This is a genomic window from Microterricola viridarii (assembly GCF_900104895.1).
Lineage (GTDB): Bacteria > Actinomycetota > Actinomycetes > Actinomycetales > Microbacteriaceae > Microterricola > Microterricola viridarii.
Map to the genome: position 1 here is coordinate 3,352,877 of NZ_LT629742.1, position 23,134 is coordinate 3,376,010.

A 23,134-nucleotide genomic window follows, 5' to 3' on the forward strand; every position below is an offset into this window, starting at 1 on the left:
GAGTGCTAAGCCAATTCTGGCACTCGGATGCCGAGAGTGCAAGCGAGCCGGGGGCACTCCCGGCGACCATTAGGGAATGATCTCCACGCCGCCGGAGCTCGGCACCAACTCGACCCAGGTATTCCCGGGCGCCAGGGTGATCGGCGTGCCCAGATCGCTGACGAGACGGATGCTTCCGGCCGGGGAATCCTTGCGCCAGACGCCGTGCACGGTGCTTCCACCGCTGGACACCCAGGCCTCCCCCGCGCCGATCATCAGGGTGCGCGGGATGTCCTCGAAGCTGTAATCGTCGATCTCGACGAGCAGCGTCACGACGTTGCTCGCCCGCAGCTGTGCGCCAGCGGCGTCCAGGTCGGGCTCGCCCTCCTGCGAGCGCAGCCAGCTGGCGCCCGCGGCGTCCCAGCCCCAGCTCGGCCACCGGGCGTCAGAGAAACGCAGCTGCACGACCGAGTTGGCGGCGCCCTCTGCAACGGATGTCGGCTCGCCATCGTCCACCGCGTACTCGAACTGCGCAGCCGGCGGCGGGAGCAGGGCGTTGCGCCGCACCAGCTCCGCGGCGTGCACGATGACGTCGTGCGGCGACTCGTGCACGTCGTCGCGGTAGAACAGGCCCGTGTCGTCGAAGTCGAACACGGCGTTGACCACGGGGGTGTTCATCATCATGTCGACGAAGACCTCCTGGCCGCCGGAATAGGCGATGATGCCGCCGAAGGGCGTGACGATGTCGGGGTCCATGGGGCGCACCGAGCGCACCGGGCCGATCTCGTCGGGCAGATCGGAGTGCCAGATGGCGACGTAGCGGGTGAGGCCGCCCTCGACGAGCTCCTCGAACACGATGTCCGTGCGCTCGAGGCCCAGCTGCGGCCGCGCACCCTCGTGGTTGTCGATCTTCGCGGCCAACGCGGGGCGCTCGTCGGCGCCCTCGGCCGCGACCGTGCCGCGCAGCGGGGCCAGCACGGGCGGCGGCGGCGTCGGCCGTGCGGTCTGGGTGGGCCTGGGCGTCGGGCCGGCCGCCGCGGGCTGTTCCTCGGCGGCGCAGCCGGCGGTGCCGAGCAGCAGGCCAACGGCCAGGGTGGCGGCAGCCCAGCGCGCTGCGGTCGGCATCCGAAAAAGCGTGGCGATACTCACCCTGCACAGACTAGGGCTGTGCAGCAGGGTGGCGGTGGACGCCGTGCCCGGTGTGTCGCCCGGCCGCGACTACTCGGCCGACTCGTCGATGGCCGGGTAGTTGGCGCCGATGACGACAACGAGCGAGGCCTCGCCGAGGTCGACGAAGTCCTGCGAGAGCGCGATGCCGGCGCCGGGAATCGACTGTGCGGCGCCGAGGGCCGCCCCCTCCAGCGACGGGTCGCTGTAGTAAACGGTCGACACGGTCACGTCTTCGGTTGCGGCGTTGGAGCGGGTGGTCACATTCCAGCCGGCGGCGGCGAGGGTGTCGCCGGCCGCGGCGGCGAGCCCGGCCCGCTCGGTGCCGTTCAGCACGGTCACGGCCAGGGCAGGGTCGACGGTGGGCTGCACGGCGGGAACCTCGGGCTCGGCGGGCGCGGGCTCCGAGCTCTGCGGGGAGGCAGCGGGGCCGGTGCCGTTCGAGAGGTTGTCGTTCAGCACGAAAAGTGCGACGACTCCGGCACCGACGAGGACGACGGTGGCCAGCGCCGCCCAGGCGAAGGAAACCCAGCCGCGGCCCCGCTTGCGCGGCACGCGGTGGGCGCCGACACGCTGCAGGTCGCTGGGGATCTCGTCGAAGCGATCGTGTTGGAACGAAGTTGCCATAGTGAGTGTGCCTGGCCTGATCTCTCTGGGTTGCTTCCGTCTGGTGTGATTCGGTCTGGTCTGGTTCGGGGCCGCGCCGGAGCGGCTGGCCGGCCTGGGTGCTGCCGGGTTCTGCCCGCGCGTGCGCTGGCCGTTACACCGTGCCCTGCCCGCCGAGGGAGCGCCGGGCCCGGGCCTCGGCCCTGGCCGTGCGCATCCGCAGCAGGCGCTTGACGAGCATCGGATCGTGGGCGAGCGCCGCAGGGCGGTCGATGATGGAGCCGAGCACTTGATAGTACCGTGCCGCCGACAGGCCGAGCTCGGAGCGGATCGCCTGCTCCTTGGCGCCGGCGTGCTTGAACCAGTGGCTCTCGAAGGCCAGGATGGCCAGCTCGCGCTCGCTCAGCGCCTCGCCGTCGGCACCCGGATCCGAGGCGGCGTCGTGCGGGGCCGAGCCATCCGACTGATCCATCGCCGTGCCCCTCTCTGCCGCGCCTCGCGCGGTCAATCCGCCTCAAGCTTTGTCGGGCCCATCATAGGCAGTCCAGATTGGAACTCACGTTGACGCGGTGGGCGGTTCGTCATCCGGAATGTCTCAGGCCCGCCGGGCGTTGCATGGGGAGCGGATGACGGAGGACACCGGATCGAGCGGCCCCGCCTGCTCAGGCACACCGCTTAAAATGTCCTCGGGGCCCCGCGGCCCCGCACGAACGAGGAGGAACGCCATGGGCTACGAAGTGAACAAGAGCGATGACGAGTGGCGGGCCGAGCTTGGCGAGGAGGAGTTCGCCGTGCTGCGCCAGGCAGCGACTGAGCGCCCCTGGACCGGCCAGCTGCTCGATGAGGAGCGCGCCGGCGTCTACACCTGCGGTGCGTGCAACGCCGAGCTGTTCCAGAGCGGCACAAAGTTCGACTCCGGCTGCGGCTGGCCGAGCTTCTACGAGTCGGTGCGCCCGGAGGCCGTCGAGCTGATCGAGGACGACACCCTGGGCATGAGCCGCACCGAGGTGCGCTGCGCCGCCTGCGGCTCCCACCTCGGTCACGTCTTCCCTGACGGCTTCGGCACCCCGACCGGCGACCGCTACTGCATGAACTCGATCGCACTCAACTTCACCGCCGCCGACACTCCCCCCTCCGCGTAGCCCGACATGTCCAAATCGCTCGACTCGCCCGTTCCGCCGCCCGTGCTCGCTGCGGCCCAGGCCCGGCGCTCCCACTCCAAGGTCACCGAGGACGCGCCGAGCACGGCCGAGCTCGAGCGGCTGCTGGGCGCGGCCGGCCGCGTGGCCGACCACAGCGCGCTGCACCCGTGGCGCGTGATCGCGCTGCGCGGCGAGGCCAGGGCGCGTCTCGGGCGGGCGCTGGCCGACGCGGCGGGGCTGCACGGCTCGGGCGCCGCGTCGCTGGCGGCCAAGCCGATGCGTGCACCGCTGCTCATCGCCGTCGTGTCGAGCCCGCAGCCCAGCCACAAGGTGGCCGAGTGGGAACAGGAGGCCGTCGCATCCGGGGTCGCCCACATGCTGAGCCTGCTGCTGCACGAGGCGGGCTGGGGCGTGATGTGGCGCACCGGGCCGCACACCCGCAGCAAGGCGGTGGCGGCCATGCACGGTCTCGCCCCGGGCGAGAAGCTGCTCGGCTGGCTCTATGTCGGCGGTATCCCAGACCGCCTGGGCAGCTCGCACGACAAGCGCGCGCCCCTGGAGCACCGGCTCAGCACGCTCGAGAGCTGAGCGGCGGCGGCGGTAATCGCGGTCAGCGGCGGCGGGCGAAGCCCCCGCTGGCGATGACCACCGCGACGAGGGCGAGCGCCGTTCCGGCGATCGTCGAGAGTGCGATGTCCTGGCCGTGCAGCACCAGGTCGATCGCCAGTGCGGCGATGAGCTGGCCGGCGATGGTGGCCAGGCCGAGCAGCAGCACGCCGGTCACCCGCACCAGGGCCGCCTGCACGGCGATGAAGATGCAGCCGAGCGCCCCGCCGATGTACAGCCACGGCTCGCTCGGGTAGCTGCTCGGCCAGCCGGCCAGCACGTTGTGCACCAGCGCGATCGCGACGAGGGCGATGCTGCCGATGAGGAAGTTGATCAGGGTCGCCGACAGCGCGCTGCCGGCGACGGCCCGCACCCGGCCGTTGACGGCCTGCTGCCACCCGACGAAGACTCCGGCGACCAGCGGCATCACGAGCATCCAGATCGGCACCTCGCCGCCCAACTGGGCCGAGACCGCCCAGCCGACGGCGACGAGGGTGAGCACCGATCCGATCAGGCGGCTGAGCGTCAGCTGTTGCCGGCCACCCGGGCCGAGCCCGATCCGGTCGAGCACGAGGCCGCTGACGGTCTGCCCGGCGACGATGGCCACCGTGAACAGGGCGACGCCGAGCACGGCGGCGGTCAGCCCCTGCGAGGCGACGAGGAGTGCGCCGCCGAGACCGCCGAGCACCATCCAGGGGCGCAGCACCCGCTCGCCCTGCTCGTTGCGGCGGAGCGCCTGCACCACCCGCGCCAGGCCGGCGCGGCCGGGGCGCCAGAAGCAGAGCACGACGAACATGATCAGGAAGCCGGAGCCGAACGAGATTGCCGCGGCCGTGAAACCGTCGTCGAGGCGGAGGCCGAGCTCGCCGTTGATGCGCGACTGCAGGGCGATCAGCGCGCCACAGGCGGTGCCGACCAGCATGGCGAGCCAAGTGGGCACGTGGCGGTGCGTCGGGGCGCCGGAGTCGGGGCGGGCGGGGGTGCCGCCGGCGGATTCCGCAGTCGTCGGCATCCGGGAAGCAGTCATCACTCCAGCCTAGGCCGCGCCGGAGCCGGCACTGGACTCGGCAGTCTTACGCCGTCGTGGCCCTCCGCCACGAGTTCAGCCAGCCGCTCGCGACCACGACGGCGATGAGGGCGACGAGCGTGCCGCCGATCGTGGAGAACGCGACCGCCTGGCCGGGCACGGAGAGGTCGAGAAGCAGCGCGGCGACGAGCTGGCCGGACACCGTCGCCAGGCCGAGCAGGAGCACGCCCGTCACCTTGACGAGCACCGTCTGCACGGCGATGAGCAGGCAGCCGATCGCCCCGCCGATGTAGAGCCAGGGCTCGGCTGGGAACTCGGCCGGCCAGCCGAGAACGGCGTTGCGCACCAGCGCGATGGTGATCAGTGCGGCGCTGCCGACGATGAAGTTGATCAGCGTGGCGCTCTGCGCGCTGGCCGCCGCCGCGCGCACCTGGCCGTTGACGGCCTGCTGCCAGGCTGCGAGCGCGCCCGCGATGAGCGGCATGATGAGCATCCAGAACGGCACGTCGCCGCCCAACTGCGCCGACACCGCCCAGACGACGGCCGCCAGCGCCAACAGCGATCCGATCAGGCGGTCGGCGGTCAACGGCCGGTGCCCGCCGGGCGCCAGGCCGACGCGGTCGAGCACCATTCCGCTGATCGTCTGGCCGGCCACGATCGCCACCGTGAAGAGGGCGACGCCGAGAACGGCAGCGGTGAGGCCCTGCGAGGCGACGAAGAAGGCGCCGGCGAGACCGCCGAGCAGCATCCACGGCTTCAGCTCCCGCTCCCCCAGCTCGTTCGGGCGCAGTGCCCGCGCGACGCGGCCGAGCCCGACCCGGCCCGGCTTCCAGACGCAGAGCACGATCAACAGGATCACGAGGCCGGAGCCGAAGGAGATCGCCGCCGCAGTGTAGCCGTCATTGAGTTGCCGGCCGAGCTCGCCGTTGATGCGCGACTGCACGGCGAGCAGCGCGCCGCTCGCCGTCGCGGCGAGGATCGCCAGCCACATCGGGAAGCGCCGGCGGGGCCGGCCGTCAGGCGCAGAGCCGGGCTCGGAGGGGCGGGGCACCGGATCAGGCTCTGACGTCACCGCCCAAGCCTAGATCCGAGCACCCCGAGACGCCGCGGTCGGCGCGCACTACCCTTGTGCCATGAACGCGGGGTTCGGGGCGGCCTGGTGGCGGTGAATCGTGATCGGCCGCGACGCCGAGTCGAAGCTCGGCACTGCCCGGATTCTGCTCGCCATGTTCGACGCACAGATCGCCTCGCACGACGAGCACATGAAGTCCACTGAGGCGATGAAGCAGCGCAGCATCAAGGCGAAGAAGTTCGACCCGACGATCATCGAGCGGATCGACGGGCTTCGGGAAGGGCGCGAGACGGGGGCTGCCCGCGTCAACGAACTCGAAGCACAGGCAGGAGAACAACCATGACCGACCCTGCATCCTCGCCGTGGTGCCAGGAGGCCGCGTTCCGGGAGTCATTCGCCGACGCCGCGTTCTGGCCCCACGTGCTCCAGAGGCAGGAGCGCGGCGACGAGCCCGACTTCGACCCTGACGTTCCGACCAGCTACCAGATCGACCCCTGCCCCGAGAGTGGCGAGCACGGGGCGTGCGCGTACGACACCGAGGGGCGACCCATGACACACATCACCGAGCGAGAGGACGAATGATGACGCTGGTATGTCTCACAAACGACATCCCCAATCTGCGGTCATGCACGGTGCGCGATCAGCACCAGGCGCACTGCAACGGCTTCGCGTGGCGGTACGACCGCGCGCTCGAGATCGACATGCCCACGAATGACGAGTGCACGGGATGCCTGCCCCGCCAGGCCGAGCACGGCTTGCTGTGCTGGTCGTGCTGGATGCGCGTCACCGAGGCGTGGTCGAAGGCGCACGACATGATCACGCACCTGCGATCCGTCGACCGGGCGCAGCAGATCGACAACGGCGGTGTGCGCGCGGATCCGGGCTGGGTGATCCCGGTGCCGATTACGTGGCGGATGGCCGACGAGCTGATCATGCTGCTCGGGCACCCGGCACCGGGGTTTCCCTCGGATGCCGTCGTGGAGGAGATCGACGTGATCACTGAGCGGTTCATCGACGATCTCGACCCCGAGGTGTGGGTGTCACGCCCGGCCGGCGCTGAGGACGCGCTGCGGTTCGTCGTGCTCATGCAAACGGCCATAGCAGGACACCCGATGGACGATCGCGAACATCGTGTGGTGAACGTGAGATGCCCGGAGTGCAGGCTCAAGGCGCTGCTGTGGAAACCGCCACTCGAGGCCGGAGACGAACTCGACGTGACCTGCACGAACTGCGGCTACGAGATGGATCACAACCGGTACGAGGCAGTCATGACGCTGCAGCGACTCGAACCGAAGACGAGGAAGGAAGCCTGATGGCAACCAGCAAACACGGCGGTGATTGCCGCGGCACATGGTGCGACTTCTGCGGCTGCTGCGAGCACGGTGAGCCAACGGACGGGATCGGATGCCGCGCAGCCGATGCACCATCAGGGATGAGCTGCCCAGGCGACGGTGGCGCTTGCGGGTGCGAGGGCGAGTTGGGACACCTCAAGCCCGTTCAGCCCCCGCCAGCCGAGGACGAGGACGACACTTCCAAGCCCGTGCAGCTGCATCAAGAGACGTCGCTGTTCTGATGTCTGAGCGTCGCTACATCCCCGACAAGGGCGACCACGACGTGGTGTCTGGTCGCCGCGGCCCGCTTACCGCAAGGCAGCACCAACAAATCAGGTTTCGGCTCGCAGAGGGCAAGCACCCCACCTCGACATTGCGCTCGAGGTGGGGTGCTGCGCCAACACAGTCGCGAACACGAAGAGACGAATGGAGAAGGCGAATGCCTGAGATCGACCGCGCCGCACTGCGCGCGCAAGCAGAAGCAGCAACCGAGGGCCCTTGGCACTGGGCCGGGAACTCCGACACCGGTGAGCCGTATCTCGCGACGTGGATCCCCGGGCGCCGGCCGGTGCCAAGTCATGTCCATCGGCAGGGAGGATCGGAAGACCACCGGGCGCGCGGCAGACCAGGTGCGCTCCGCAGCGCGCGAGTTCGACCTCGGCGATCCCGAAGAGCTCGTGGAGCAGTGGGCGCATGACCAGTACGGCGAGCCGGCGACCGACCCGCGCCTCGAGTTCATGACCGACCTCATGTGCGTACAGTCAAGGGACCTCGTCGTCTACCAGGTCGCACCGAACGCGACCTCTCGCGAAGACCCGAAGGTCTACCTCGCAGACGTTGTCGGCATCCGGCACCCGGACGCCTAGTTCATCGCGGCCGCGAACCCTCAGACGGTGCTCGCCCTGCTCTCGGCGCTCGAAGTGGCTGAGGGGAGGCTGGCGCGGGTGGCTGCCGAGGGCGAGGCGGTCCGGGCTGCGTATCTGTCGTTCTGGGGCGCTCACAGCTCCAATGACCTGACCGCCCTTGGGCGGAAGCCTACGATGCCACCGACACCGGAGCTGGACATCCTCAACGACGGCGCGGAGGAACAGCGATGAGCGACAACGAAGCACGCGACAAGGCATGGCGCGGGTACTCGGGCAGGGACGGGCGGATCAATCCGAGCAAGGACTTCCGGGCTGGCTACGACGCCGCGAAGGCTGAGCCGCTGACCATCGACCGGGACGCTATGGCGACTGTGATCCGTGAGGCAATGTCGGACGCCGACATCGACGGCTACGGCTACGGCTACGGCGACGAGGGTGCGGGATACGACTTTACGATTGTCGCCGACGCCGTGATTGCTCACCTCTCCGCACAGGAGGCGGCAACTGAAGACGAGTGGGAGTACCGCAGCCATATCGTCAATTCGCTGCAACGCCACGCGATCAGTGAGCGGACGGACGCAGAGACCGCGTACGTCTTCGTCCGGGACGCACGGCCTGGCGAGCGCGGATGGGTTGAGCGCCGGCGGCAGGCTGGCAATGTCGAGCGAGTGCCGGCGGCGCAGGAAGGCGAGCGCGGTGCCTGAGCCGCAGTCATACCTCCGAGTAGGTCACACGCTCGACACCCGCGAGGACTGGACTCGTCGGCTGGTGTCGCACCCACCCGACGCCATCCCAGAATCGCCGCGAGGTCGCATCATCGTTCAAAGCGGTTAGACGCGGCTCCGGGTACATGTCTCGGATCGCCCTCAGGGCTGCGCGTCCGACGCCCTGCCGCCGAGCGGAAAGCGCCACTTCGAACGCAAGAATGTCCAGTTGCCCCGTCGGCATCGAACCGAGCATTTTACGGGACAGCTGCCCTCCTGTGAGGTGGAACTTGCACCGCACGACCTCGATGCCGTCTCGCTGAATGGAGAGCCAATGCTCGCCCCGGTTGACCCACAGCTCTTGCTCCCACCAGGGTGCAGGGAACTCGCTCGACGGGGCAAACACACGCCACTGCTCACCCTCCTCGCGCGGGAAGACCTCGACAAGCGTCAACGATTCAGAAACCATGCACCGACACTAGCCGCAAGGCAGAAAGGAGAGACCGGTGGGTGAGCCGAAGGAGTGGGTGACGGTGAAGGAAGCCGCGAGTTAGAACGCTTCGCCTAGTTCGGCAGGCATACGCAGAGGAATGCTCTCAAAGCGTGCTCTTCCAGCGCTGTCCACCCAACGTGCGCGAGCGGTCGCCCCGTCCCAGACTCTGACCGCCGGGTAGTTATGGTATCTGTTGAGCGCGGCTGGCCATACGCGCCCGTCCGCGACAATAGGGGCGAATCCCTTGCCGTGAAGCGGCTCCGGGACGTGCGCATGAAATGTTGTGCTCGGCACATCGCCAGTCCCCACCACGAGCGCCTGGACCGTGATGTGGGCAGCAGTTCCGTCACCGAGATTGTGGACTACCCAGCGGTCGCCATCTGTGCGGCCGAGGATTGGGACACCTACCAATTCGAGCCTGGCGCGACCGCGCGCGCGTCGTTCGAGATGCGCGATCGCTGCCTGCCAGCCAGTGAATCCGGCAGCGAGAACGGAAACGACGAGCGCGATGAACGCTACAGGGTCAGTCTGCATGAGCTCAGCTTCGCAGATACCAGGCAGGATGCCGGCTCGTCCATCACGCTGACCTGGATGCCGCGCGGCGAGAGCCCTGTGATCTCGCCCGCGCGCTTCCAAGGCACACCGGACGCCAACGCGATCCGGAACGCGTGGTTGCGGTATCCGAGCTGCTCACGCGCTCCACCTCAAGGATACGAGCTTCGCCTGCGCAGCCGCCAGGTCGTCCTCGGCGGTCATACGGAAGGGCGGCACTCACTGGAAGGGGAAATCCTGGCGCGCGGGTATGTGCGGGGTGACCTCCGGCAAGGCGTCCGACGGGGACGGTTCATAGAGATACCGATCGGGAGGGAAGATGCATGAAGCCCTAGTCGTCAGGACCCTCGTTCACGACGACGCCCACCGTGATGCCCCTTGAGGACGCCTTGGGTGCATCTTCGACCCACTCAGCCAAGACCTGATCGGGGAACGCATGCCTGTAATCCCAAAACACATTAGGGGTGTTCAGCGCGAGAGCGAGCTCGTCGTCGATTAGTGGGGTGCTTCGCTCTGGGTCGAGACCCCACGTCCGTATGCGCTCCATGGTTCGGTGTTCCCTCCACCTGAACGCTTCGTTTCGCATGTTGCTCTTCCACGTGCCGCCAAGACCAGACGTCAATCTCTTGTCTGGGAACTCCTCGGATTTCGGCATCCGTTCGTGGCGGTGTTCAAGCTCCAGCTCGGTAAGTCTGAGAAGGCTCCGGGCGCCCGGAACAAGGCTCTGATCGAGTGTCGTCATCGCGTCGATTCGCGCGACTCTTGGGTCGCGCTCGACGGGAAGCGCGGGCGCACGAGGATCGTGCATCCAACCGCGGATCTCAAATGTGAGCCGGGCCCAGCGCAGCATGGCGCGTGCCTCTTCACGTGACATCGTGAGGAGGCGTTCACTGCGCTGTTCGGCATAGCGCCGTTTCTCATCAGCATCGCGCATGGACTCGATCTTCCGCGCCAGCACACTCGCCCGATGGCTAGTCCAAACGGCCACACCTGCCAGGATCGCGGTCACGATGCCGAGCGCTACCGGAATCCAGACTTGAGCCAGCCAGTCGTAAGAGCCCATTTCTGACCAATCGATATCACGCATTCCCGCAGCCTACTGACCACCACAGACACCACCCCACAACTGAACAGGAGACACCCATGAAGCAATGGCTCACGACCGCGGAGGCCGCCAGGCTGGCCGGCCGTCACCAATCCCGCATCTACGCCTGGATCGAAAGCGGAAAGCTCGCCGGGCAGCGGGCCGAGGATGGCACGATGGAAGTCGCATCGGCCGATGTCCTCCAAGTCGAGGCGAAGACACACCGCGGCCGGCCGTCTACTCCGGCAAGCCGGAAACGCGAGGTCGTCACGCACCAGCCGATCGTCTACTACCTGCGGTTTCGCAGCCGAGTCAAGATTGGGACAACCACTCAATGCCGCCGCCGTTTCGCCGCGATCCCATGCGAAGAGTGGTGCGCATTCGAACCGGGGAGCCGATCGTTGGAGAGCCAACGGCATCGTCAATTCGCAAAGAGCCGCGCATCTGGGCATCACGAATGGTTCGAGCCATCCCCCGAACTCGAACAGCACATGGCCGATCTACGCATGGCCCACGGCGATCCTCTGAAACTCTTCGAGGTCTCGACACACCGCACACGTTAGTTGACATAAAGCGCGAATGGCGCGAAGATCAATTCAGATGTTGGATCACTGTGTTCGACGGAAAGCCCCGGAGTCACTACGACTGCCGGGGCTTTCGTGTTGGCCGATCAATCAGGAACTAGACGCTCCGTGCTTGCTCACCATGCTTTGACTGAATGGCAATCGCGGCGTCACGCCATGAGTCGATAATCGTTTGGCCGTCGGCAACACTTCTCATCGCGATATCGAACTTCCGAAACGGCTTGCGGAGGTCTCTGCTCAGCCCCGAATACTTTCGAGCCATGTCGGCCACAGAGGTTATCTGCTCTGCAGCCGTAGTGCCCGCCTCCGCGAGGCCAAGGATGCTTCCCGTAACTTGAAGCGCCTCTTCCCCGCCGCTATCACCCTGATCGACGAGTTGCAAGAGCGCTCTCATGTTCGGATCGATGGCGATGAGTTGGCGAGTATAGGAGCTTGAGAGGTCTTCCAATCGCTCCACTGGGGCCTCAATTTGTTGCGACAGCTTCCTAAGCAACGACAGACGAGCGCCGATGGGGTTCGCTTGCGACTCAGCTGCCTTCAGAGCTGGCGTGATTGCAGTCATCGGACCTGTGAACGATTCGAGCGCAGGCTGGAAGCTCGCTATCGTTTCGGTCCATTCCTCGATGCCAGGCTGCAATTCAGCTAGTCGGTCAAGGATTCCTAGCTCATCGTCTTCCTCTTCCGGCTCGCCACCCTCAGTCTTGGCGATCTCGCCAGTTCCGGCCGAAGCTTCACTTTCGTCTGAATCCGTTCGTTCGAGAGGACGAGATTCAAGCGTCTCCTCGATCTCCGCCAAACGGGTCGCAAGTCGGTGAACGGCGGTTCGATACTCCGTACGTTCCTGATCGAGGAGCCGAAGCCCGTCCCAGGATACGTACTGGAGTGAGGCCACAATCTGCTTCACCGGATCTGTACTGTCGAGCGCCAAATCGCGCACGGGAAGGTAGACGATGGGCAAGATCAGCTCAGTCACGCCTAACTCCTTCGCGGAGGTATTGAACGCGATTAACTCATTGCGACACTCTGGCCTTGTAAAGAACGTTGGCGTGATGATCGGGATGAAGAAGGCAGATGAGCTAAGTGCGTTGTCGATCTTTTCGCGCCATCGATCACCCCATTCGAGCCCCTCTCTGTCAACAAAGATCTCGATCTCGCGGCCGGTAATCAACGCGAACTCGTCGCTCACTAGCTGAGCAAGTTCAGTGATACGACCACGATCGCGCTCATTGTCTGCGTGAGCGTAGCTCCAGAAGCCGACCATCTTGCTTTCAATATCCGCCATCGGATCAACCTAGCGATCTCTAGTCCGCAGAAGTAGCCCCCAAACTAGCGCCCGCTGGGCTATGCACATTGCTGTGATCGTCTCTGATCCACGACAGTCCAGGTGCCTCGCCGAACTCTTCCCGCAACGAGGTGATGCGCTGTGCCGAAGCCACTCACCGAAGAGAAGCGCCAACAGATCCTCGACCTCCACGCACAAAAGCTCAGCCGCAACGAGATCGCCCGCCAAGCCGGCGTCTCCCCCAGCTCAGTCTCCAAAGTGTGTGCCGCTGACGACCGCACCTTCGACCGGACGCAGACAAAAGACGCTACCCGGGCGAAGCAGGTTGACCTCGCTGAGGCGCGGATGAATCTGGCGCACCGAATGAACGCTGCGGCGAACGAGATGCTCGACATGCTGGACAAGCCGTTCACGGTGTTCAACTTCGGCGGCAAGGACAACACGTTCGCGTCTGAGGTTCTTGACTCTGTGCCTGTGGATGCGCGGCGCACGATCATCACGTCTTCGATTTTGTTCGACAAGATCAGTCGCATCGTCGAGAAGGATAACGGCGGGCTCGAGCAGACCGTTGGTGTGCTGGATGCTCTGGCGGGCAACCTGACCGCGGCTGCCGAGCTGCTGCGTGCCCAGGACGATGTCCCTGTCGGCGACGGTGATTGGCCCGAACCGGCCGCTTAAACCGGGTGTGCTCGATGAGCTGCTGAAGAAGATCTCGAAGGCTCAGCTGCTTTCAATCGTGGACAGCCGTCAGCGGCGCATTGCGTTGTGGCCTGGGTCTGTGTCGGCCGGGAAGACGTTCGCCTCCCTGATCGCGTTCCTGCTCGCTGTTAAAGGATGCGCCGACCAACGGTCTGATCGTCATCGTCGGCAACAGCATCGACACGATCTACACGAACGTGTTCGAGCAGCTGCAGAACGCTGAACTGTTCGGCTCCCATGTGGTGTCGCAGATCTCGTACACGCCTGGCGCGACCAAGTCCGTCATCCTTGGCCGCGAGGTCATCCTCGTTGGTGCGTCGAACTCGTCGTCGGTGTCTCGCATTCAGGGAAAGACGATCGGTCTCGCGTACGTCGATGAGGCTGCCCTGTTGGGTGAAGCGTTCTGGGACATGCTCATCACGCGTCTCCGTGTCGCCGGTGCTCGTCTCTTGGGCACGATGAACCCTGCTTCGACGAACCATTGGATTCGCAAGAAGTGGATCATGCAGGCCGACGCTCAAGACGTCATCCACTTCCACTTCACGATGCTCGACAACCCGGCCCTCCCGGCTTGGTATGTCGAGCAGATGAAGCGCTCGTTCGCGGGCGTGTTCTTCGACCGGATGATTCTCGGGAAGTGGACGAACGCCGCCGGCGCCGTCTACCCGATGTGAAATCCCGAGAAGCACATCATCCGATTCGACGACATGCCCCGCATCTCCCGGGTCCTCGCCGACGGCATGGACTTCGGTGTCTCGAACGCCTCCGCTGCCCTCCGTGTCGGCATCACTGCCGAGCAGAAGCCGCGCCTCGTCCTCATGGATGAGTGGCGGTACTACCCTCGCGACCACGACGGCGCACAGTTGGCACCGTCCGACCGGTGCGCCGGCTGGAACTCGGAAGTCACCGAGTACCGGTGGGATCCGAAAGCGACAGCCAAGGGCGAAGACGAAGTCGTGAAGGTTGACGACCACTCGCTCGACGCCGGCGGCTATGGCATCTACACGACCCGCTCGAACTGGCAGTACGAACTCGAAGCCGCCTGATCCCCGCCCGGGGTATTACCCCGATGGAGGTCAGCATGGCTGAACAGTTCCCACCCGCACCTTGGGCTGACGCATTCACGCAAATCGCGATCTATGACGCTCTGTACTCGAACCAGCTGCAGAACGTCCCGAACTGTGTCGGCTCCCCCGCAACGCACGTGCACCGCGGGGTGCCGCACACGGGCGGGATCGTCGGCAAGATGTCGGGTGCAGTGTTCGGTTCACCGTCCAGCGAGAATCAGTCGGCGATCTCGATCCCGGTTGCTGGTGACCTGGCGCAGCTGTCCGCTGACATGCTGTTCGCGGAGTCGCCGGCGATCACGCTCCCGCCTGCCGTCGACACTCCCGACGCCGAAGCGACACCGGAGAGGAAGGCCGCGCAGGCCCGCCTGGACAAGATCATGTCCTCCGACGAAGCGCACGCCGAGCTCCTCCGCTCAGGTGAGTACTCCGCCGCGCACGGCGTCGCGTATCTCGCGATCGTGTGGGACAAGGACGAGATCGACCACGTCTGGTTCCGTGCGTTCCGTGCTGACTGCGCGATCCCCGAGTTCCGTTACCAGCGGCTCTCCGCCGTCGCCCTCTGGACTGACTACCAGCGGAAAGAGGACACGTACCGTCTGCTCGAGCGCCACAGCAAAGGCTTCATCACCTACCAGCTGTGGAAGGGCACGTCGACGATCAAGGGCGCACAGGTGCCGATCGACACGATCCCCGAGACAGAGCACTAACTGGCCATCCGGGACGTCACCGATGCCGAGGTGCTGCCCGAAGCAGAGACGCTCGACGTCGTCGTCCGCACCGGCGTGGAATGGCTCACGGTCGAGTTCTACCCGAACATGCTTCCGAACCCCGTCTGGGACAAGAAGGGCGAGCTGGCCAACATGGGCCGCTCGGACTACTTCGGTATCGAACCGTTGTTCGCCCGCATCAACTCGATCTGGTCGAGCCTGATGCGCGACTTCGACAACGGCATGGGCCGGCTCACTGTCCCCGAGTCGTACCTGAAGCTCAACGGCCCCGGCCGGGGTGCTGAGTTCGACTTGGGTCGCCAGGTGTACTCACCGATTGGCGGTCTCGTCGATGACGGCAAGGGCGGCCAGATCACGATCTCGCAGTTCAAGATCCGCGTCGCTGAACACCTCGACACGATCGAAGGACTCAAACGACAGATCGCGAACTCGTGCGGCTACTCCGTCTCCCACTTCGGCATCCACGACACCGGCACGAAGACCGCCACCGAAGTGAACGACGACAGCGCCGACTCAGAACGGACCCGCGACAAGAAGGCGCTCTACGTTCGGCCGGCACTCCCACGGTTGGCACGCACCGCGCTCGCCATCGATGCGCTCGTGTTTCCCGGCAGGGGAGGCCAGAAGATCGACGACCTCCCGGTGATCACGTTCGCGGAGGTGTCGCAGGTTGACCCGCTCGCCCGCGCACAGACCGTGCAGATGCTCGACGCAGCTCGGGCGGTATCGACGCTCACGAAGGTGCGCATGGCTCAGCCGCTGCTCAACTCCACCGAGGCACAGACCGAGGCCGACACCATCCGGGAAGAGAACGGGCTCGGCCCGGTACTAGACCCCACACAGATCATCGACTGATTCACCGTCCACCGCAGGGGTGGGCGCAACCGATACGGCCAGGCGCCCTGAAGGAGCACCATGTTCAACCGTCACCCGTTCGGCCCGCGACGTCCGTCGAAGCTCGCCCTGATGGGCATCCGCTTCCTCGAGGGTGAGGAGGGCGCGACGCCGCCCAGCACTCCCGCGGTCGAGACTCCGCCTACGGCGTCGCCCGTAGAGCAGCCGCCCGCGAATGAGCCCCCGAAACCCGGCCCGCCCGCAACGACACCGCCCGCGCAGGAGGTGTTCGACGCCGCGTACGTGAAGAAGCTCCGCGAAGAGAACGCGGCCGCACGCATCAAGGGCAAGGAAGAAGCCGAGGCCGCGGGCAAGACCGCCAGCGAGGCCGCGTACAAAAAGCTTGGGCAAGAACTCGGCCTCATCGAAGCCGACGAAGAGTCCAACGTGGAGACGCTGTCCGCGGCGATCCAGGCGAAGGACACCACCATCACCGAGCAGGCAGCCGACATCAAAGCTTCCCGCCTCGAGAACGCTCTCCTCCGCGAGGCCGACAAGCACAACCTCGACGTCGACCTCGCTACAGACTCCAAGACCTTCCAGGCGAAGCTCTTGGCCATCAATACGACCGCTGACGATTACCGCTCCCAGGTGGACGAGCTCGTCAAGACGGAGGTCGCATCAAACACGAAGCTGCGGAAAGTCCAGGTGGCCCCGCGCAGCGGCAGTGAAACACCCCCAGCTGGCACGCCCAACCCGGGCGGACCGAAAACCATCGACGAGATCCGTGAGGACCGTCGGAAGCGCAGGACTGGCACCGCCTAGCCTGCCGGAAGGCCACCAACATGGCAAACAAGTTCCTTACCCCTAATGTGATCGCCGCTCAGGCGCTCGCGACGCTGTACGAGACCACGCACATGCTGCCTCTCGTGTACACCGACGTCACGTCGGAGTTCGCGACGCAGAAGATCGGCAACACGATCAACGTGCGCAAGCCCGCCGTGTTCGAGGCGAAGCTCTTCGACCGCGCCCAGGGCATCCAGCCGCAGGACGCGACCGAGGGTGACATCCCCGTTGTCCTCGACAAGATCGCTGACGTCTCGTTCGTCGTGACGTCGGAGGACCTGACCCTCGAGATCGAGAAGTTTGAGGAGCAGCTGCTGACCTCCGCGATGGGGGCCATCAGCCAGCACATCGACCGTGCGATCCTCGGCCTGCGTTCCACTGTGACGCAGACTGTCGGTGTCGCTGCTGGCCTCGAGTGGGACAAGCCGGAGTCGCTGATCGACGCCGGCCGCATCCTCGACATCAACAAGGTGTCGCCGTCCGACCGATACTCGGTCGTCGGCCCGACCACGAAGGCGAAGTGGCTGAACACCGACCTGCTCAAGCAGGCCGACAAGTCCGGCTCCACCGAGGCGCTCCGTCAGGGTTCCATCGGCAAGGACTTGTTCGGCTTCGAGTCCTACTGGACTCAGAACGTCGGCCAGGCGCCCGTCCCCGGTGTGACCGGCGACCCGACCACTGAGGTGAACCTCGCCTTCCACAAGACGGCGTTCGCGTTCGCTTCCGCCCCGCTTGAGATCGCGCCCGGCTCCAACGCCGCGGTCGTGAACTACAAGGGCATCTCGATCCGTGTCGCGTACGACTACGACATCAAGTACAAGCATACCGTCGTTTCCCTCGACACGCTCTACGGCGTAAAGACGCTCGACGCGAAGCGCGCCGTCCTGATCAATGGCGCCAACCAGGCGTAGCCCGCCACGGTGGGCGGTTCCTTCGGGGACCGGCCACACCCCACCACTTTCAAGAGAGCAGGAATTCTCATGGCACCACACGCATACCAGTCGCTCGAGCCGGGCGCACAGATCGTCATATCCGAGGATCCGCGCGAGGACCTCGAAGCGCTCGCCCGATGGGAGACGATCCCTGTCGCAGATGCGAAGGCGATCCTCAAGCAGCGGGACGCCGCCGCCTCTCCCAAGGCCCCCGCGAAGACGGCCGCCGAGAAGAAGGTGCAGAAGATCGCCGCCGACGAAGAGGCTGCCCGCATCGCCGCGCTGCCGATCCACGTCGGCGACACGGTCGGGCTCACCGTCGAAGCTCTCGCGCTGGTCGCCACCGAACCGGATGTCGTCGCTGAGGTCATCGAGAAGGCCGCCGCTTGGCGCGCTGTCGTCACGGCTGTGCGTCGCGACGACGACACCGACGAAGACGTAGCCGAGTTCGAGGACGGCCCCGCTGTCCTCGTCGCTGACCTCGCCCTCGACGAGATCAAGGAGTAGCGATGGAATCCCGAATCGTTCCCAAGCCGACGCCGCCGACCATTGGCCGCGTCGTTCACTACCGCTCCTACGGCACGCCCGGCGGCGAGTACCTGCCAGAGCCGCGGGCTGCGATCGACACCGAGGTTACGAGTGCGCAGCTCACTCCCGGCGCCGTCCTGGAGCAGGTCGTTGGCCTCTGCGTGCTGAACCCCACCGGGATGTTCTTCAACCAGCGCGTCCCGTTCTCGGCGGAGCCGAATCCCGGCCACTGGTCGTGGCCGCCTCGCGTGTAACCGTTCCATCGCAACCCCGCTGGCCAGAGTCGGTACTCCTGTCTCTGGCCAGCACCCAGGTTCGAGGCTCAGAGCGTCAGTCGAGCCCACAAGGCTATGGGTCGTCCCCAGCGCGCGATCGCTCAATTGGTGTCTAGCGAAGGACGAAGACCCAAAGATTGATCGCCAGATAGACAGCACAGCCAGCGATGAGCCCCAGAGTGTAGGTGTTTACCAGCTCTCTGGCTGAATCGGACTTGATCGATGGAATAAACGCCAACACCACTGCTCCAGCCGCTGTCCCGCTCGCAGCGACGGCAGTGATTATGTCAATCGTCCCGCTGAACCAGCTCGATGCGAAAGCGGAGCACACGCAAAGAAAGAGTGCCAAAGTCAGTGAGAGTAAAGCGATTCGCCATTGGGCACCCCGCGGCACTCCTGATGTGGACGGCTGTGCTGAGATGCTCGGGTCGGGAGAGGCCGGCGGCGTGGACTCCGTGAGTTCGGTCATCGCGACAACCTATCGCACGCTCGCACCGGGGCGAAGTTACGCCAACACAAGCCCTGATCCGGTATGTGCGTTACGCGTGGAGGTGTCTCGTGGCACTCTTCCTCCCTGACCCTGACGGGCTCCCCGTTGACGAACTGATTGAGCAGCTCGCCCTCGACATCGCCGCACGTTACGCGGCCGCCGAGGATGAACTGATCCGCGAGGTGGCCCGCCGTGCCGCCCGCGACCTCGCGCTGAGCGGGCAGATCCAGACAGCCCCGGCCGGCGCAGGCCTCACCGTCGCTGAGAGGCGCCGCCAGAACCGGATCCTCGCCGAGCTCGCCGGGCACCGCGCCCAGTCGCTCCGGGAGCTGCAGTACAGGGCGATCCAGCTGGTCGACCATCTCCGCAAGGACGACTTCGCGCAGCGGGTGGTGGAGATCGCATCCCGGGAGGGTGAAGCGGCCGCAGCCGCCCATCTCGGGCTGGCCGGGCCGATCCAGCCGGGCATCATCCCCATCCCGGTGATCGGCGGCCCGGTCGCAACCTCTGCCACCACCTTGGGCAGCACGGCGACGCAAGCGGTTGGTGCGATCGCGTTCTCGTTGGAGTCTCGCCTCGAGGTGCTGAACCAGCGACTCACCCGGTTCCCGCAGGACGCCTACCAGCGGATCGTGGCGATCTAGTCAGCGAACACGGTGCTCGGCATCACCACGAGCCGGGTGCAGCAGGCGCAGACCGTGCAGCGGTTCCTGTCCGAGGGCATCACCGACTTCGTCGACAGGGGCGGGCGCCGATGGACGATCGGCTCCTACGCGGAGATGGCCGGCCGCACCACCGTGAACCGGGCCTTCAACGACGCCGGCGTTTGGCGGATGCAGCAATCCGGAATCAGCCTCGTCACCGTCGTGCGCGGCCTCGACTCCCGCGAGAAGTGCGCCCAGTGGGCCGGCCGCATCCTCTCCACCGACGGCACCTACCAGCTGCCGCACACGACTGGCATGGGCACCGTCACCGTCGTGGTGGCCGGCACCGTCGACGGGGCGCGCAACACCGGCTGGAACCACCCAAACTGCCGGTTCCGTCTCGTCGCTTTCTTGCCCGGGCTGACCGTCCCCCAGGCTGACACGACCTACGACCCGGCCGCCGAGCGCGAGCGGGCTGAGCAGCGCCGCCTCGAGCGCGAGATCCGCGCGGCGAAGCGCAAGGAAGCCGTCGCCATGGACGACGTGCAGCGGGCCAAGGCCCGCGCGAAGGTAGGTGGCGCACAGGCCCAGATGCGCGGCTTCATCCAGGAAACCGGCCGGCATCGGCAGTCCTACCGCGAACAGCTGCATTTCGCGGATGGCCGCGGCGGCCGCGCGGCAGGCGGTGAAGCATTCACAGCCAGGCCACACCGCCCGCTGATCGCCGCCGACAGAGTCTCTGCACGCAACCTCGACGACGTCCGCGAGGCACAGCGCGGCGCCCAGTCTGTTCCCCAGGGTGCCTACCCACGAGCCCACGAACTCGCGACAGGCGACCGCTTGGCTCGCGCCGGCATCAACGTGCAGTGGCGCGTCGAGGACTTCACGCCCGGCGTGAAGAATCCGGACGTCACTATCGCCGGGCATATCTGGGACTTCAAGTCCCCCGAAGGCGGCGGCAAGAACACGATCTCGAATCAGTTCAGTCGCGCGAAGGAACAAGGCGTCCAGCGGATCGTGATCGACCTCGCTCGGAGCCCTCTCGACGCAACTGCGGCTCTCGCGGAATCCCGGCGCCGCCTCGCTGGTGGCGACTGGTTCACCGAGGTGATCTTCATCGACCAGGCCGGCACTGTCACCTGGCTCACCAAGGAATGAGAGAACGCGGCCCGACTGTCCGAGGGGACGGTCTGCCGCGTTCCCTCACATGATACCGCGCCGCGCTGGTGGCGTACAGAACTTTCCCGGCGGCGGTCAACGCGCTCTCTTCGGGCTTCGCGCGAAGGCTGCTCAAGACGCTGATCCTTTCCGGCAGAAGGTAGACCTGCCGCCGCCGGGAATCCCTCAGACCCCGTGTCGTCGCTGTCCCTGCACGGCGGCGGCACGGCCCCACCTTCCACGCGCAGGGCGTGGACGCCCGGCTGAGGCCGGGAACCAACGAGCTGGAGGCTCACACCATGACGAAGCACACACTCGCCCGCGCACGACGCGGCAACGACGACCTGGCCATCATCGGCCGCACGCTCCACGACCTCCGCGGCATCCGTTTCGAGAACGGCGAGGAAGGCGACGACCGCCACGAGGAGCTCACCACGCTCGTCAGGCAGGTCATCACCACGCAAGCAACTCAGGGGCTCGACATCGGCGGCATCCGCTCAGAGCTGCGCGCGCTCCGCAAAGACGATAGCGACCAGCGCGACCGGCTCTTCGAGCTCGAGCGCACCCGACCCAAGGAGTAACCATGGACATCACCCTCCCCACCATCCCCCTCGGCGTGCTCACGCTTCTCGCCCTGTTCGCCCCGTGCGCCGTGGCACTGATCAACCAGCCGGCATGGCCGGCGAAGTGGAAACGCGCCGTCGGGGTCATCATGGCCATCGTGCTCGCGGCCGTCGTGCTAGTGCTCTACTACGTACTCACCGGCGATGTGCTCCCGGACTGGCCTTGGCTGCTCCTGCTCGCCGTGCTCGTCTCTCAGACTTCCTACGCTCTCCTCCTCAAACCCAGTGCGACCCGGCTCGAGAGTTCGACTGCGAGACACCTTTAGCACCAATGCTTAGACCCCCAGCGATCGCCGTACCCGGGCGGCCGCTGGGGGCCGTTTCGTATTGAGTCGTCATGTGCGGCGGTCGGCCCGAGCCATCGCTCTGAGACCGGTAGTAGAGTACGAGGCCATTCACCCTATCGAGCGACTTGCAGACGCCGCGCATCACTAGTCATGTGTCGACGTAGTAGCGGATGGGCTGCGGGGTGGCTATGGGGGCTCCTGGTGATCATGATGAGCACCTTGATGTTGATGGCGGCGCGGTCAGGGTGGCACAGCTGGAGCTGGAGCTGGAACACTAGGCCACTGCGCCGAGGTCGGCCAGAAACAAATGACCCCTGCAGCTGTCCCGGTCAAGGACACGCTGCAGGGGTCATGCGATGAAAGCCTGCGCGCTATCTTCCACCAAGCGCGACGGCGAATTCTCATGTGGGATGAGACGTATCTAATCTAAGGGTGCGAATTTCAAAGAGCCTGCAATAACTTGCGAGGCCTACCGCTGGATTTACTCCGAGTCTCCAACCAACGCTCAACGGCATGCTTGCTCATCAAAGGCCCCTGGGCGGTCTCTATGACCGGCACCGGGAACCCCTCAATCTGAGCAAACTGCCTTGCGCGCTGGCGTGAGACACCTGCCAGCTCTGCAATCTCTGCGTATCCGACTACGTCGGGAAACACCGGGGTTGCGAGTTCTGCATCAAGCGCTTCTTCGCTCATCACGTCGAGACCGGTGATGGTCAACGCACCCAATATGGAGTTGAGTGCGTTTGTGATGATGTTGAGCGCTGATGTTGTTGCTTCAAGCGGTGTCGACGCTTCCACCGTGAGGACTACTCCACCCTCACGAAAGCTGCGCGAAACGCTCCCTGATGCACCGTGGTCAGCGAGTGCATCGATGAGCGCGGCAAAGTCATCCGCAACGAACGGCTGAGCCGTCTCGAAGCTGACGCGAGCATGCCACCAAGACATCTGTTCCTTCTCTTTCTGGATTGTCATGATTGATCACTATCGAAAACGGGTGTTAGATTGTGGGAAGCCTCAGCGACCAACTATGGCCTCCCACAATCTCATCCCACTGCTACTGCAACTGCAACTAGCCTGAGTAGCCGCTTCTCCGCAATTCAGCCATCATGTTCTTCCACGCTCTGTGATCTGACGGTGTTTTGTGGATTGCGACTCCGGACTTCTTAAGATCCGGAGGCCACGCGATCCAACCTGATTTGGTTGAATCGAGTCGCCAGCCCAGCTGTTCCAGCTCTTTCAGCAGTGCTTTCATCCGTTTTTCGATGGGATTTCTCACCTCCCTTTTTACTTGTCACTGACAAGCCTACCAGATGACTTGTCAATGACAAGAGAAGTGGCCGGCACGATGCGGCGTCGTCAGCTTGGACGCGCTACATTGCGTGCGGCTCCTGGGGGATCTGTGGAAGCCAGCTCTGCTCGGGCGCCCTCCGGGTGAGCGATGACCCTACTCACGAGCCCGACAGGCTTCGAGCTCTGCAAGGTGGCGCCGCTCAAGGGCGACGGGCCGGAGCTGGTCGGGCCAGTC

Annotated in this window: 33 protein-coding genes; 23 read left to right on the plus strand and 10 right to left on the minus strand. The window is 65.7% G+C overall.

Annotation, left to right across the window (positions count from 1 at the left end):
* Window positions 1–69: 69 nt before the first annotated feature.
* From BLT62_RS15365 to BLT62_RS15375, 3 genes are all read right to left on the minus strand, one after another.
* Window positions 70–1,128 carry a DUF3048 domain-containing protein gene (locus BLT62_RS15365; RefSeq protein ID WP_156786387.1) on the minus strand — a complete coding sequence of 353 codons (1,059 nt, stop codon included), beginning with the start codon at window positions 1,126–1,128 and terminating at the stop codon, window positions 70–72.
* Between the two features lie 69 nt (window positions 1,129–1,197).
* A complete protein-coding gene (locus BLT62_RS15370; RefSeq protein WP_083364844.1) occupies window positions 1,198–1,773 on the minus strand; it encodes a LytR C-terminal domain-containing protein in 576 nt (191 codons plus the stop codon).
* A gap of 133 nt (window positions 1,774–1,906) precedes the next feature.
* Complete coding sequence (locus BLT62_RS15375; protein WP_083364845.1) at window positions 1,907–2,224, minus strand: DUF3263 domain-containing protein; 318 nt, start codon at window positions 2,222–2,224, stop codon at window positions 1,907–1,909.
* A gap of 253 nt (window positions 2,225–2,477) precedes the next feature.
* Here BLT62_RS15375 and msrB point away from each other — a divergent pair, with 253 nt between their 5' ends.
* Both msrB and BLT62_RS15385 read left to right on the plus strand, forming a co-directional pair.
* Window positions 2,478–2,894 (plus strand): peptide-methionine (R)-S-oxide reductase MsrB, encoded by a 417-nt coding sequence (gene msrB / locus BLT62_RS15380; RefSeq protein WP_083364846.1) that lies wholly within the window; start codon window positions 2,478–2,480, stop codon window positions 2,892–2,894.
* A 6-nt stretch (window positions 2,895–2,900) separates the two neighbouring features.
* Complete coding sequence (locus BLT62_RS15385; protein WP_083364847.1) at window positions 2,901–3,482, plus strand: nitroreductase family protein; 582 nt, start codon at window positions 2,901–2,903, stop codon at window positions 3,480–3,482.
* Window positions 3,483–3,504: 22 nt separating this feature from the next.
* On the opposite strand, the gene BLT62_RS15390 is transcribed toward BLT62_RS15385, so the two are convergent.
* Window positions 3,505–4,527, minus strand: coding sequence for a DMT family transporter (locus tag BLT62_RS15390; RefSeq protein WP_231919251.1), 1,023 nt, complete (start codon window positions 4,525–4,527; stop codon window positions 3,505–3,507).
* A 46-nt stretch (window positions 4,528–4,573) separates the two neighbouring features.
* Window positions 4,574–5,578, minus strand: a complete 1,005-nt coding sequence (locus BLT62_RS15395; protein WP_231919252.1) for a DMT family transporter — start codon at window positions 5,576–5,578, stop codon at window positions 4,574–4,576.
* Window positions 5,579–5,699: 121 nt separating this feature from the next.
* Here BLT62_RS15395 and BLT62_RS15400 point away from each other — a divergent pair, with 121 nt between their 5' ends.
* The 6 genes from BLT62_RS15400 to BLT62_RS15425 all read left to right on the plus strand — a co-directional run bounded on the left by BLT62_RS15400 (window position 5,700) and on the right by BLT62_RS15425 (window position 8,500).
* The gene (locus BLT62_RS15400) at window positions 5,700–5,942 is read left to right on the plus strand and encodes a hypothetical protein (protein WP_083364850.1); all 243 of its coding nucleotides are present in this window, start codon (window positions 5,700–5,702) and stop codon (window positions 5,940–5,942) included.
* The gene (locus BLT62_RS15405; RefSeq protein ID WP_083364851.1) at window positions 5,939–6,181 is read left to right on the plus strand and encodes a hypothetical protein; all 243 of its coding nucleotides are present in this window, start codon (window positions 5,939–5,941) and stop codon (window positions 6,179–6,181) included. Before BLT62_RS15400 ends, BLT62_RS15405 begins: the two co-directional genes overlap by 4 nt.
* A complete protein-coding gene (locus BLT62_RS15410; RefSeq protein WP_156786388.1) occupies window positions 6,178–6,912 on the plus strand; it encodes a hypothetical protein in 735 nt (244 codons plus the stop codon). Before BLT62_RS15405 ends, BLT62_RS15410 begins: the two co-directional genes overlap by 4 nt.
* A gap of 596 nt (window positions 6,913–7,508) precedes the next feature.
* Window positions 7,509–7,796, plus strand: coding sequence for a hypothetical protein (locus BLT62_RS18010; RefSeq protein ID WP_083364853.1), 288 nt, complete (start codon window positions 7,509–7,511; stop codon window positions 7,794–7,796).
* A 27-nt stretch (window positions 7,797–7,823) separates the two neighbouring features.
* Window positions 7,824–8,027, plus strand: coding sequence for a hypothetical protein (locus BLT62_RS18015; protein ID WP_083364854.1), 204 nt, complete (start codon window positions 7,824–7,826; stop codon window positions 8,025–8,027).
* Complete coding sequence (locus BLT62_RS15425; protein ID WP_083364855.1) at window positions 8,024–8,500, plus strand: hypothetical protein; 477 nt, start codon at window positions 8,024–8,026, stop codon at window positions 8,498–8,500. The genes BLT62_RS18015 and BLT62_RS15425 overlap by 4 nt, the downstream gene beginning before the upstream one ends.
* 7 nt (window positions 8,501–8,507) lie before the next feature.
* On the opposite strand, the gene BLT62_RS15430 is transcribed toward BLT62_RS15425, so the two are convergent.
* Entirely contained in the window at window positions 8,508–8,969 is a 462-nt protein-coding gene (locus tag BLT62_RS15430) for a hypothetical protein (protein ID WP_156786389.1), read from the minus strand.
* A gap of 273 nt (window positions 8,970–9,242) precedes the next feature.
* On the opposite strand from BLT62_RS15430, the gene BLT62_RS15435 reads away from it, so the two are divergent.
* Window positions 9,243–9,872 (plus strand): hypothetical protein, encoded by a 630-nt coding sequence (locus tag BLT62_RS15435; RefSeq protein WP_083364857.1) that lies wholly within the window; start codon window positions 9,243–9,245, stop codon window positions 9,870–9,872.
* A gap of 4 nt (window positions 9,873–9,876) precedes the next feature.
* Here the strand turns inward: BLT62_RS15435 and BLT62_RS15440 are convergent, their stop codons facing one another.
* Window positions 9,877–10,632, minus strand: a complete 756-nt coding sequence (locus BLT62_RS15440; protein ID WP_083364858.1) for a hypothetical protein — start codon at window positions 10,630–10,632, stop codon at window positions 9,877–9,879.
* 56 nt (window positions 10,633–10,688) lie between these two features.
* Between BLT62_RS15440 and BLT62_RS15445 the strand changes: the two genes are divergently transcribed.
* Window positions 10,689–11,192 (plus strand): GIY-YIG nuclease family protein, encoded by a 504-nt coding sequence (locus tag BLT62_RS15445; protein ID WP_231919253.1) that lies wholly within the window; start codon window positions 10,689–10,691, stop codon window positions 11,190–11,192.
* A 118-nt stretch (window positions 11,193–11,310) separates the two neighbouring features.
* Here BLT62_RS15445 and BLT62_RS15450 read toward each other — a convergent pair whose 3' ends face one another.
* A complete protein-coding gene (locus tag BLT62_RS15450) occupies window positions 11,311–12,495 on the minus strand; it encodes a TIR domain-containing protein (RefSeq protein WP_083364859.1) in 1,185 nt (394 codons plus the stop codon).
* Between the two features lie 141 nt (window positions 12,496–12,636).
* Here BLT62_RS15450 and BLT62_RS15455 point away from each other — a divergent pair, with 141 nt between their 5' ends.
* The 9 genes from BLT62_RS15455 (at window position 12,637) to BLT62_RS15495 (ending at window position 18,386) form a co-directional block, all read left to right on the plus strand.
* The gene (locus BLT62_RS15455; protein WP_083364860.1) at window positions 12,637–13,173 is read left to right on the plus strand and encodes a helix-turn-helix domain-containing protein; all 537 of its coding nucleotides are present in this window, start codon (window positions 12,637–12,639) and stop codon (window positions 13,171–13,173) included.
* Window positions 13,174–13,355: 182 nt separating this feature from the next.
* Window positions 13,356–13,868, plus strand: coding sequence for a phage terminase large subunit (locus BLT62_RS15460; protein ID WP_269457806.1), 513 nt, complete (start codon window positions 13,356–13,358; stop codon window positions 13,866–13,868).
* Window positions 13,869–13,901: 33 nt separating this feature from the next.
* Entirely contained in the window at window positions 13,902–14,240 is a 339-nt protein-coding gene (locus BLT62_RS15465) for a hypothetical protein (RefSeq protein ID WP_083364862.1), read from the plus strand.
* 35 nt (window positions 14,241–14,275) lie between these two features.
* Window positions 14,276–14,971, plus strand: coding sequence for a hypothetical protein (locus BLT62_RS15470; protein ID WP_156786390.1), 696 nt, complete (start codon window positions 14,276–14,278; stop codon window positions 14,969–14,971).
* A 30-nt stretch (window positions 14,972–15,001) separates the two neighbouring features.
* The gene (locus tag BLT62_RS15475) at window positions 15,002–15,847 is read left to right on the plus strand and encodes a phage portal protein (protein WP_083364864.1); all 846 of its coding nucleotides are present in this window, start codon (window positions 15,002–15,004) and stop codon (window positions 15,845–15,847) included.
* A 60-nt stretch (window positions 15,848–15,907) separates the two neighbouring features.
* Entirely contained in the window at window positions 15,908–16,651 is a 744-nt protein-coding gene (locus BLT62_RS15480) for a hypothetical protein (RefSeq protein WP_156786391.1), read from the plus strand.
* Window positions 16,652–16,671: 20 nt separating this feature from the next.
* Window positions 16,672–17,583, plus strand: coding sequence for a P22 phage major capsid protein family protein (locus tag BLT62_RS15485; RefSeq protein WP_083364866.1), 912 nt, complete (start codon window positions 16,672–16,674; stop codon window positions 17,581–17,583).
* A gap of 69 nt (window positions 17,584–17,652) precedes the next feature.
* Complete coding sequence (locus tag BLT62_RS15490) at window positions 17,653–18,111, plus strand: hypothetical protein (RefSeq protein WP_083364867.1); 459 nt, start codon at window positions 17,653–17,655, stop codon at window positions 18,109–18,111.
* Between the two features lie 2 nt (window positions 18,112–18,113).
* Window positions 18,114–18,386 carry a hypothetical protein gene (locus BLT62_RS15495; protein WP_083364868.1) on the plus strand — a complete coding sequence of 91 codons (273 nt, stop codon included), beginning with the start codon at window positions 18,114–18,116 and terminating at the stop codon, window positions 18,384–18,386.
* 133 nt (window positions 18,387–18,519) lie between these two features.
* Here the strand turns inward: BLT62_RS15495 and BLT62_RS17770 are convergent, their stop codons facing one another.
* On the minus strand, window positions 18,520–18,876 hold the full coding sequence (locus BLT62_RS17770; protein WP_156786392.1) for a hypothetical protein: 357 nt from the start codon (window positions 18,874–18,876) through the stop codon (window positions 18,520–18,522).
* Window positions 18,877–18,965: 89 nt separating this feature from the next.
* Here BLT62_RS17770 and BLT62_RS15500 point away from each other — a divergent pair, with 89 nt between their 5' ends.
* The 4 genes from BLT62_RS15500 (at window position 18,966) to BLT62_RS15515 (ending at window position 21,588) form a co-directional block, all read left to right on the plus strand.
* A complete protein-coding gene (locus BLT62_RS15500) occupies window positions 18,966–19,541 on the plus strand; it encodes a hypothetical protein (protein ID WP_083364869.1) in 576 nt (191 codons plus the stop codon).
* 12 nt (window positions 19,542–19,553) lie between these two features.
* Window positions 19,554–20,699, plus strand: coding sequence for a phage minor capsid protein (locus BLT62_RS15505; RefSeq protein WP_083364870.1), 1,146 nt, complete (start codon window positions 19,554–19,556; stop codon window positions 20,697–20,699).
* Between the two features lie 299 nt (window positions 20,700–20,998).
* Window positions 20,999–21,280, plus strand: coding sequence for a hypothetical protein (locus BLT62_RS15510; protein ID WP_083364871.1), 282 nt, complete (start codon window positions 20,999–21,001; stop codon window positions 21,278–21,280).
* A 2-nt stretch (window positions 21,281–21,282) separates the two neighbouring features.
* On the plus strand, window positions 21,283–21,588 hold the full coding sequence (locus BLT62_RS15515; protein ID WP_083364872.1) for a hypothetical protein: 306 nt from the start codon (window positions 21,283–21,285) through the stop codon (window positions 21,586–21,588).
* Window positions 21,589–22,050: 462 nt separating this feature from the next.
* On the opposite strand, the gene BLT62_RS17775 is transcribed toward BLT62_RS15515, so the two are convergent.
* Window positions 22,051–22,581, minus strand: a complete 531-nt coding sequence (locus BLT62_RS17775) for a hypothetical protein (protein ID WP_156786393.1) — start codon at window positions 22,579–22,581, stop codon at window positions 22,051–22,053.
* Between the last annotated feature and the right edge of the window lie 553 nt (window positions 22,582–23,134).

What these genes read in the sequence shown, in the direction of transcription:
- BLT62_RS15375 (WP_083364845.1), bottom strand. Translation starts at nt 2,224, where the DNA reads ATGGATCAGTCGGATGGCTCGGCCCCGCACGACGCCGCCTCGGATCCG.
- BLT62_RS15470 (WP_156786390.1), top strand. Translation starts at nt 14,276, where the DNA reads ATGGCTGAACAGTTCCCACCCGCACCTTGGGCTGACGCATTCACGCAA.
- BLT62_RS17775 (WP_156786393.1), bottom strand. Translation starts at nt 22,581, where the DNA reads ATGACAATCCAGAAAGAGAAGGAACAGATGTCTTGGTGGCATGCTCGC.
- BLT62_RS15490 (WP_083364867.1), top strand. Translation starts at nt 17,653, where the DNA reads ATGGCACCACACGCATACCAGTCGCTCGAGCCGGGCGCACAGATCGTC.
- BLT62_RS15405 (WP_083364851.1), top strand. Translation starts at nt 5,939, where the DNA reads ATGACCGACCCTGCATCCTCGCCGTGGTGCCAGGAGGCCGCGTTCCGG.
- msrB (WP_083364846.1), top strand. Translation starts at nt 2,478, where the DNA reads ATGGGCTACGAAGTGAACAAGAGCGATGACGAGTGGCGGGCCGAGCTT.
- BLT62_RS15445 (WP_231919253.1), top strand. Translation starts at nt 10,689, where the DNA reads ATGAAGCAATGGCTCACGACCGCGGAGGCCGCCAGGCTGGCCGGCCGT.
- BLT62_RS15465 (WP_083364862.1), top strand. Translation starts at nt 13,902, where the DNA reads ATGCCCCGCATCTCCCGGGTCCTCGCCGACGGCATGGACTTCGGTGTC.
- BLT62_RS15440 (WP_083364858.1), bottom strand. Translation starts at nt 10,632, where the DNA reads ATGCGTGATATCGATTGGTCAGAAATGGGCTCTTACGACTGGCTGGCT.
- BLT62_RS15485 (WP_083364866.1), top strand. Translation starts at nt 16,672, where the DNA reads ATGGCAAACAAGTTCCTTACCCCTAATGTGATCGCCGCTCAGGCGCTC.
- BLT62_RS15450 (WP_083364859.1), bottom strand. Translation starts at nt 12,495, where the DNA reads ATGGCGGATATTGAAAGCAAGATGGTCGGCTTCTGGAGCTACGCTCAC.
- BLT62_RS18010 (WP_083364853.1), top strand. Translation starts at nt 7,509, where the DNA reads ATGTCCATCGGCAGGGAGGATCGGAAGACCACCGGGCGCGCGGCAGAC.
- BLT62_RS17770 (WP_156786392.1), bottom strand. Translation starts at nt 18,876, where the DNA reads ATGACCGAACTCACGGAGTCCACGCCGCCGGCCTCTCCCGACCCGAGC.
- BLT62_RS15410 (WP_156786388.1), top strand. Translation starts at nt 6,178, where the DNA reads ATGATGACGCTGGTATGTCTCACAAACGACATCCCCAATCTGCGGTCA.
- BLT62_RS15390 (WP_231919251.1), bottom strand. Translation starts at nt 4,527, where the DNA reads ATGACTGCTTCCCGGATGCCGACGACTGCGGAATCCGCCGGCGGCACC.
- BLT62_RS15425 (WP_083364855.1), top strand. Translation starts at nt 8,024, where the DNA reads ATGAGCGACAACGAAGCACGCGACAAGGCATGGCGCGGGTACTCGGGC.
- BLT62_RS15385 (WP_083364847.1), top strand. Translation starts at nt 2,901, where the DNA reads ATGTCCAAATCGCTCGACTCGCCCGTTCCGCCGCCCGTGCTCGCTGCG.
- BLT62_RS15370 (WP_083364844.1), bottom strand. Translation starts at nt 1,773, where the DNA reads ATGGCAACTTCGTTCCAACACGATCGCTTCGACGAGATCCCCAGCGAC.
- BLT62_RS15430 (WP_156786389.1), bottom strand. Translation starts at nt 8,969, where the DNA reads ATGGTTTCTGAATCGTTGACGCTTGTCGAGGTCTTCCCGCGCGAGGAG.
- BLT62_RS15480 (WP_156786391.1), top strand. Translation starts at nt 15,908, where the DNA reads ATGTTCAACCGTCACCCGTTCGGCCCGCGACGTCCGTCGAAGCTCGCC.
- BLT62_RS15495 (WP_083364868.1), top strand. Translation starts at nt 18,114, where the DNA reads ATGGAATCCCGAATCGTTCCCAAGCCGACGCCGCCGACCATTGGCCGC.
- BLT62_RS15510 (WP_083364871.1), top strand. Translation starts at nt 20,999, where the DNA reads ATGACGAAGCACACACTCGCCCGCGCACGACGCGGCAACGACGACCTG.
- BLT62_RS15515 (WP_083364872.1), top strand. Translation starts at nt 21,283, where the DNA reads ATGGACATCACCCTCCCCACCATCCCCCTCGGCGTGCTCACGCTTCTC.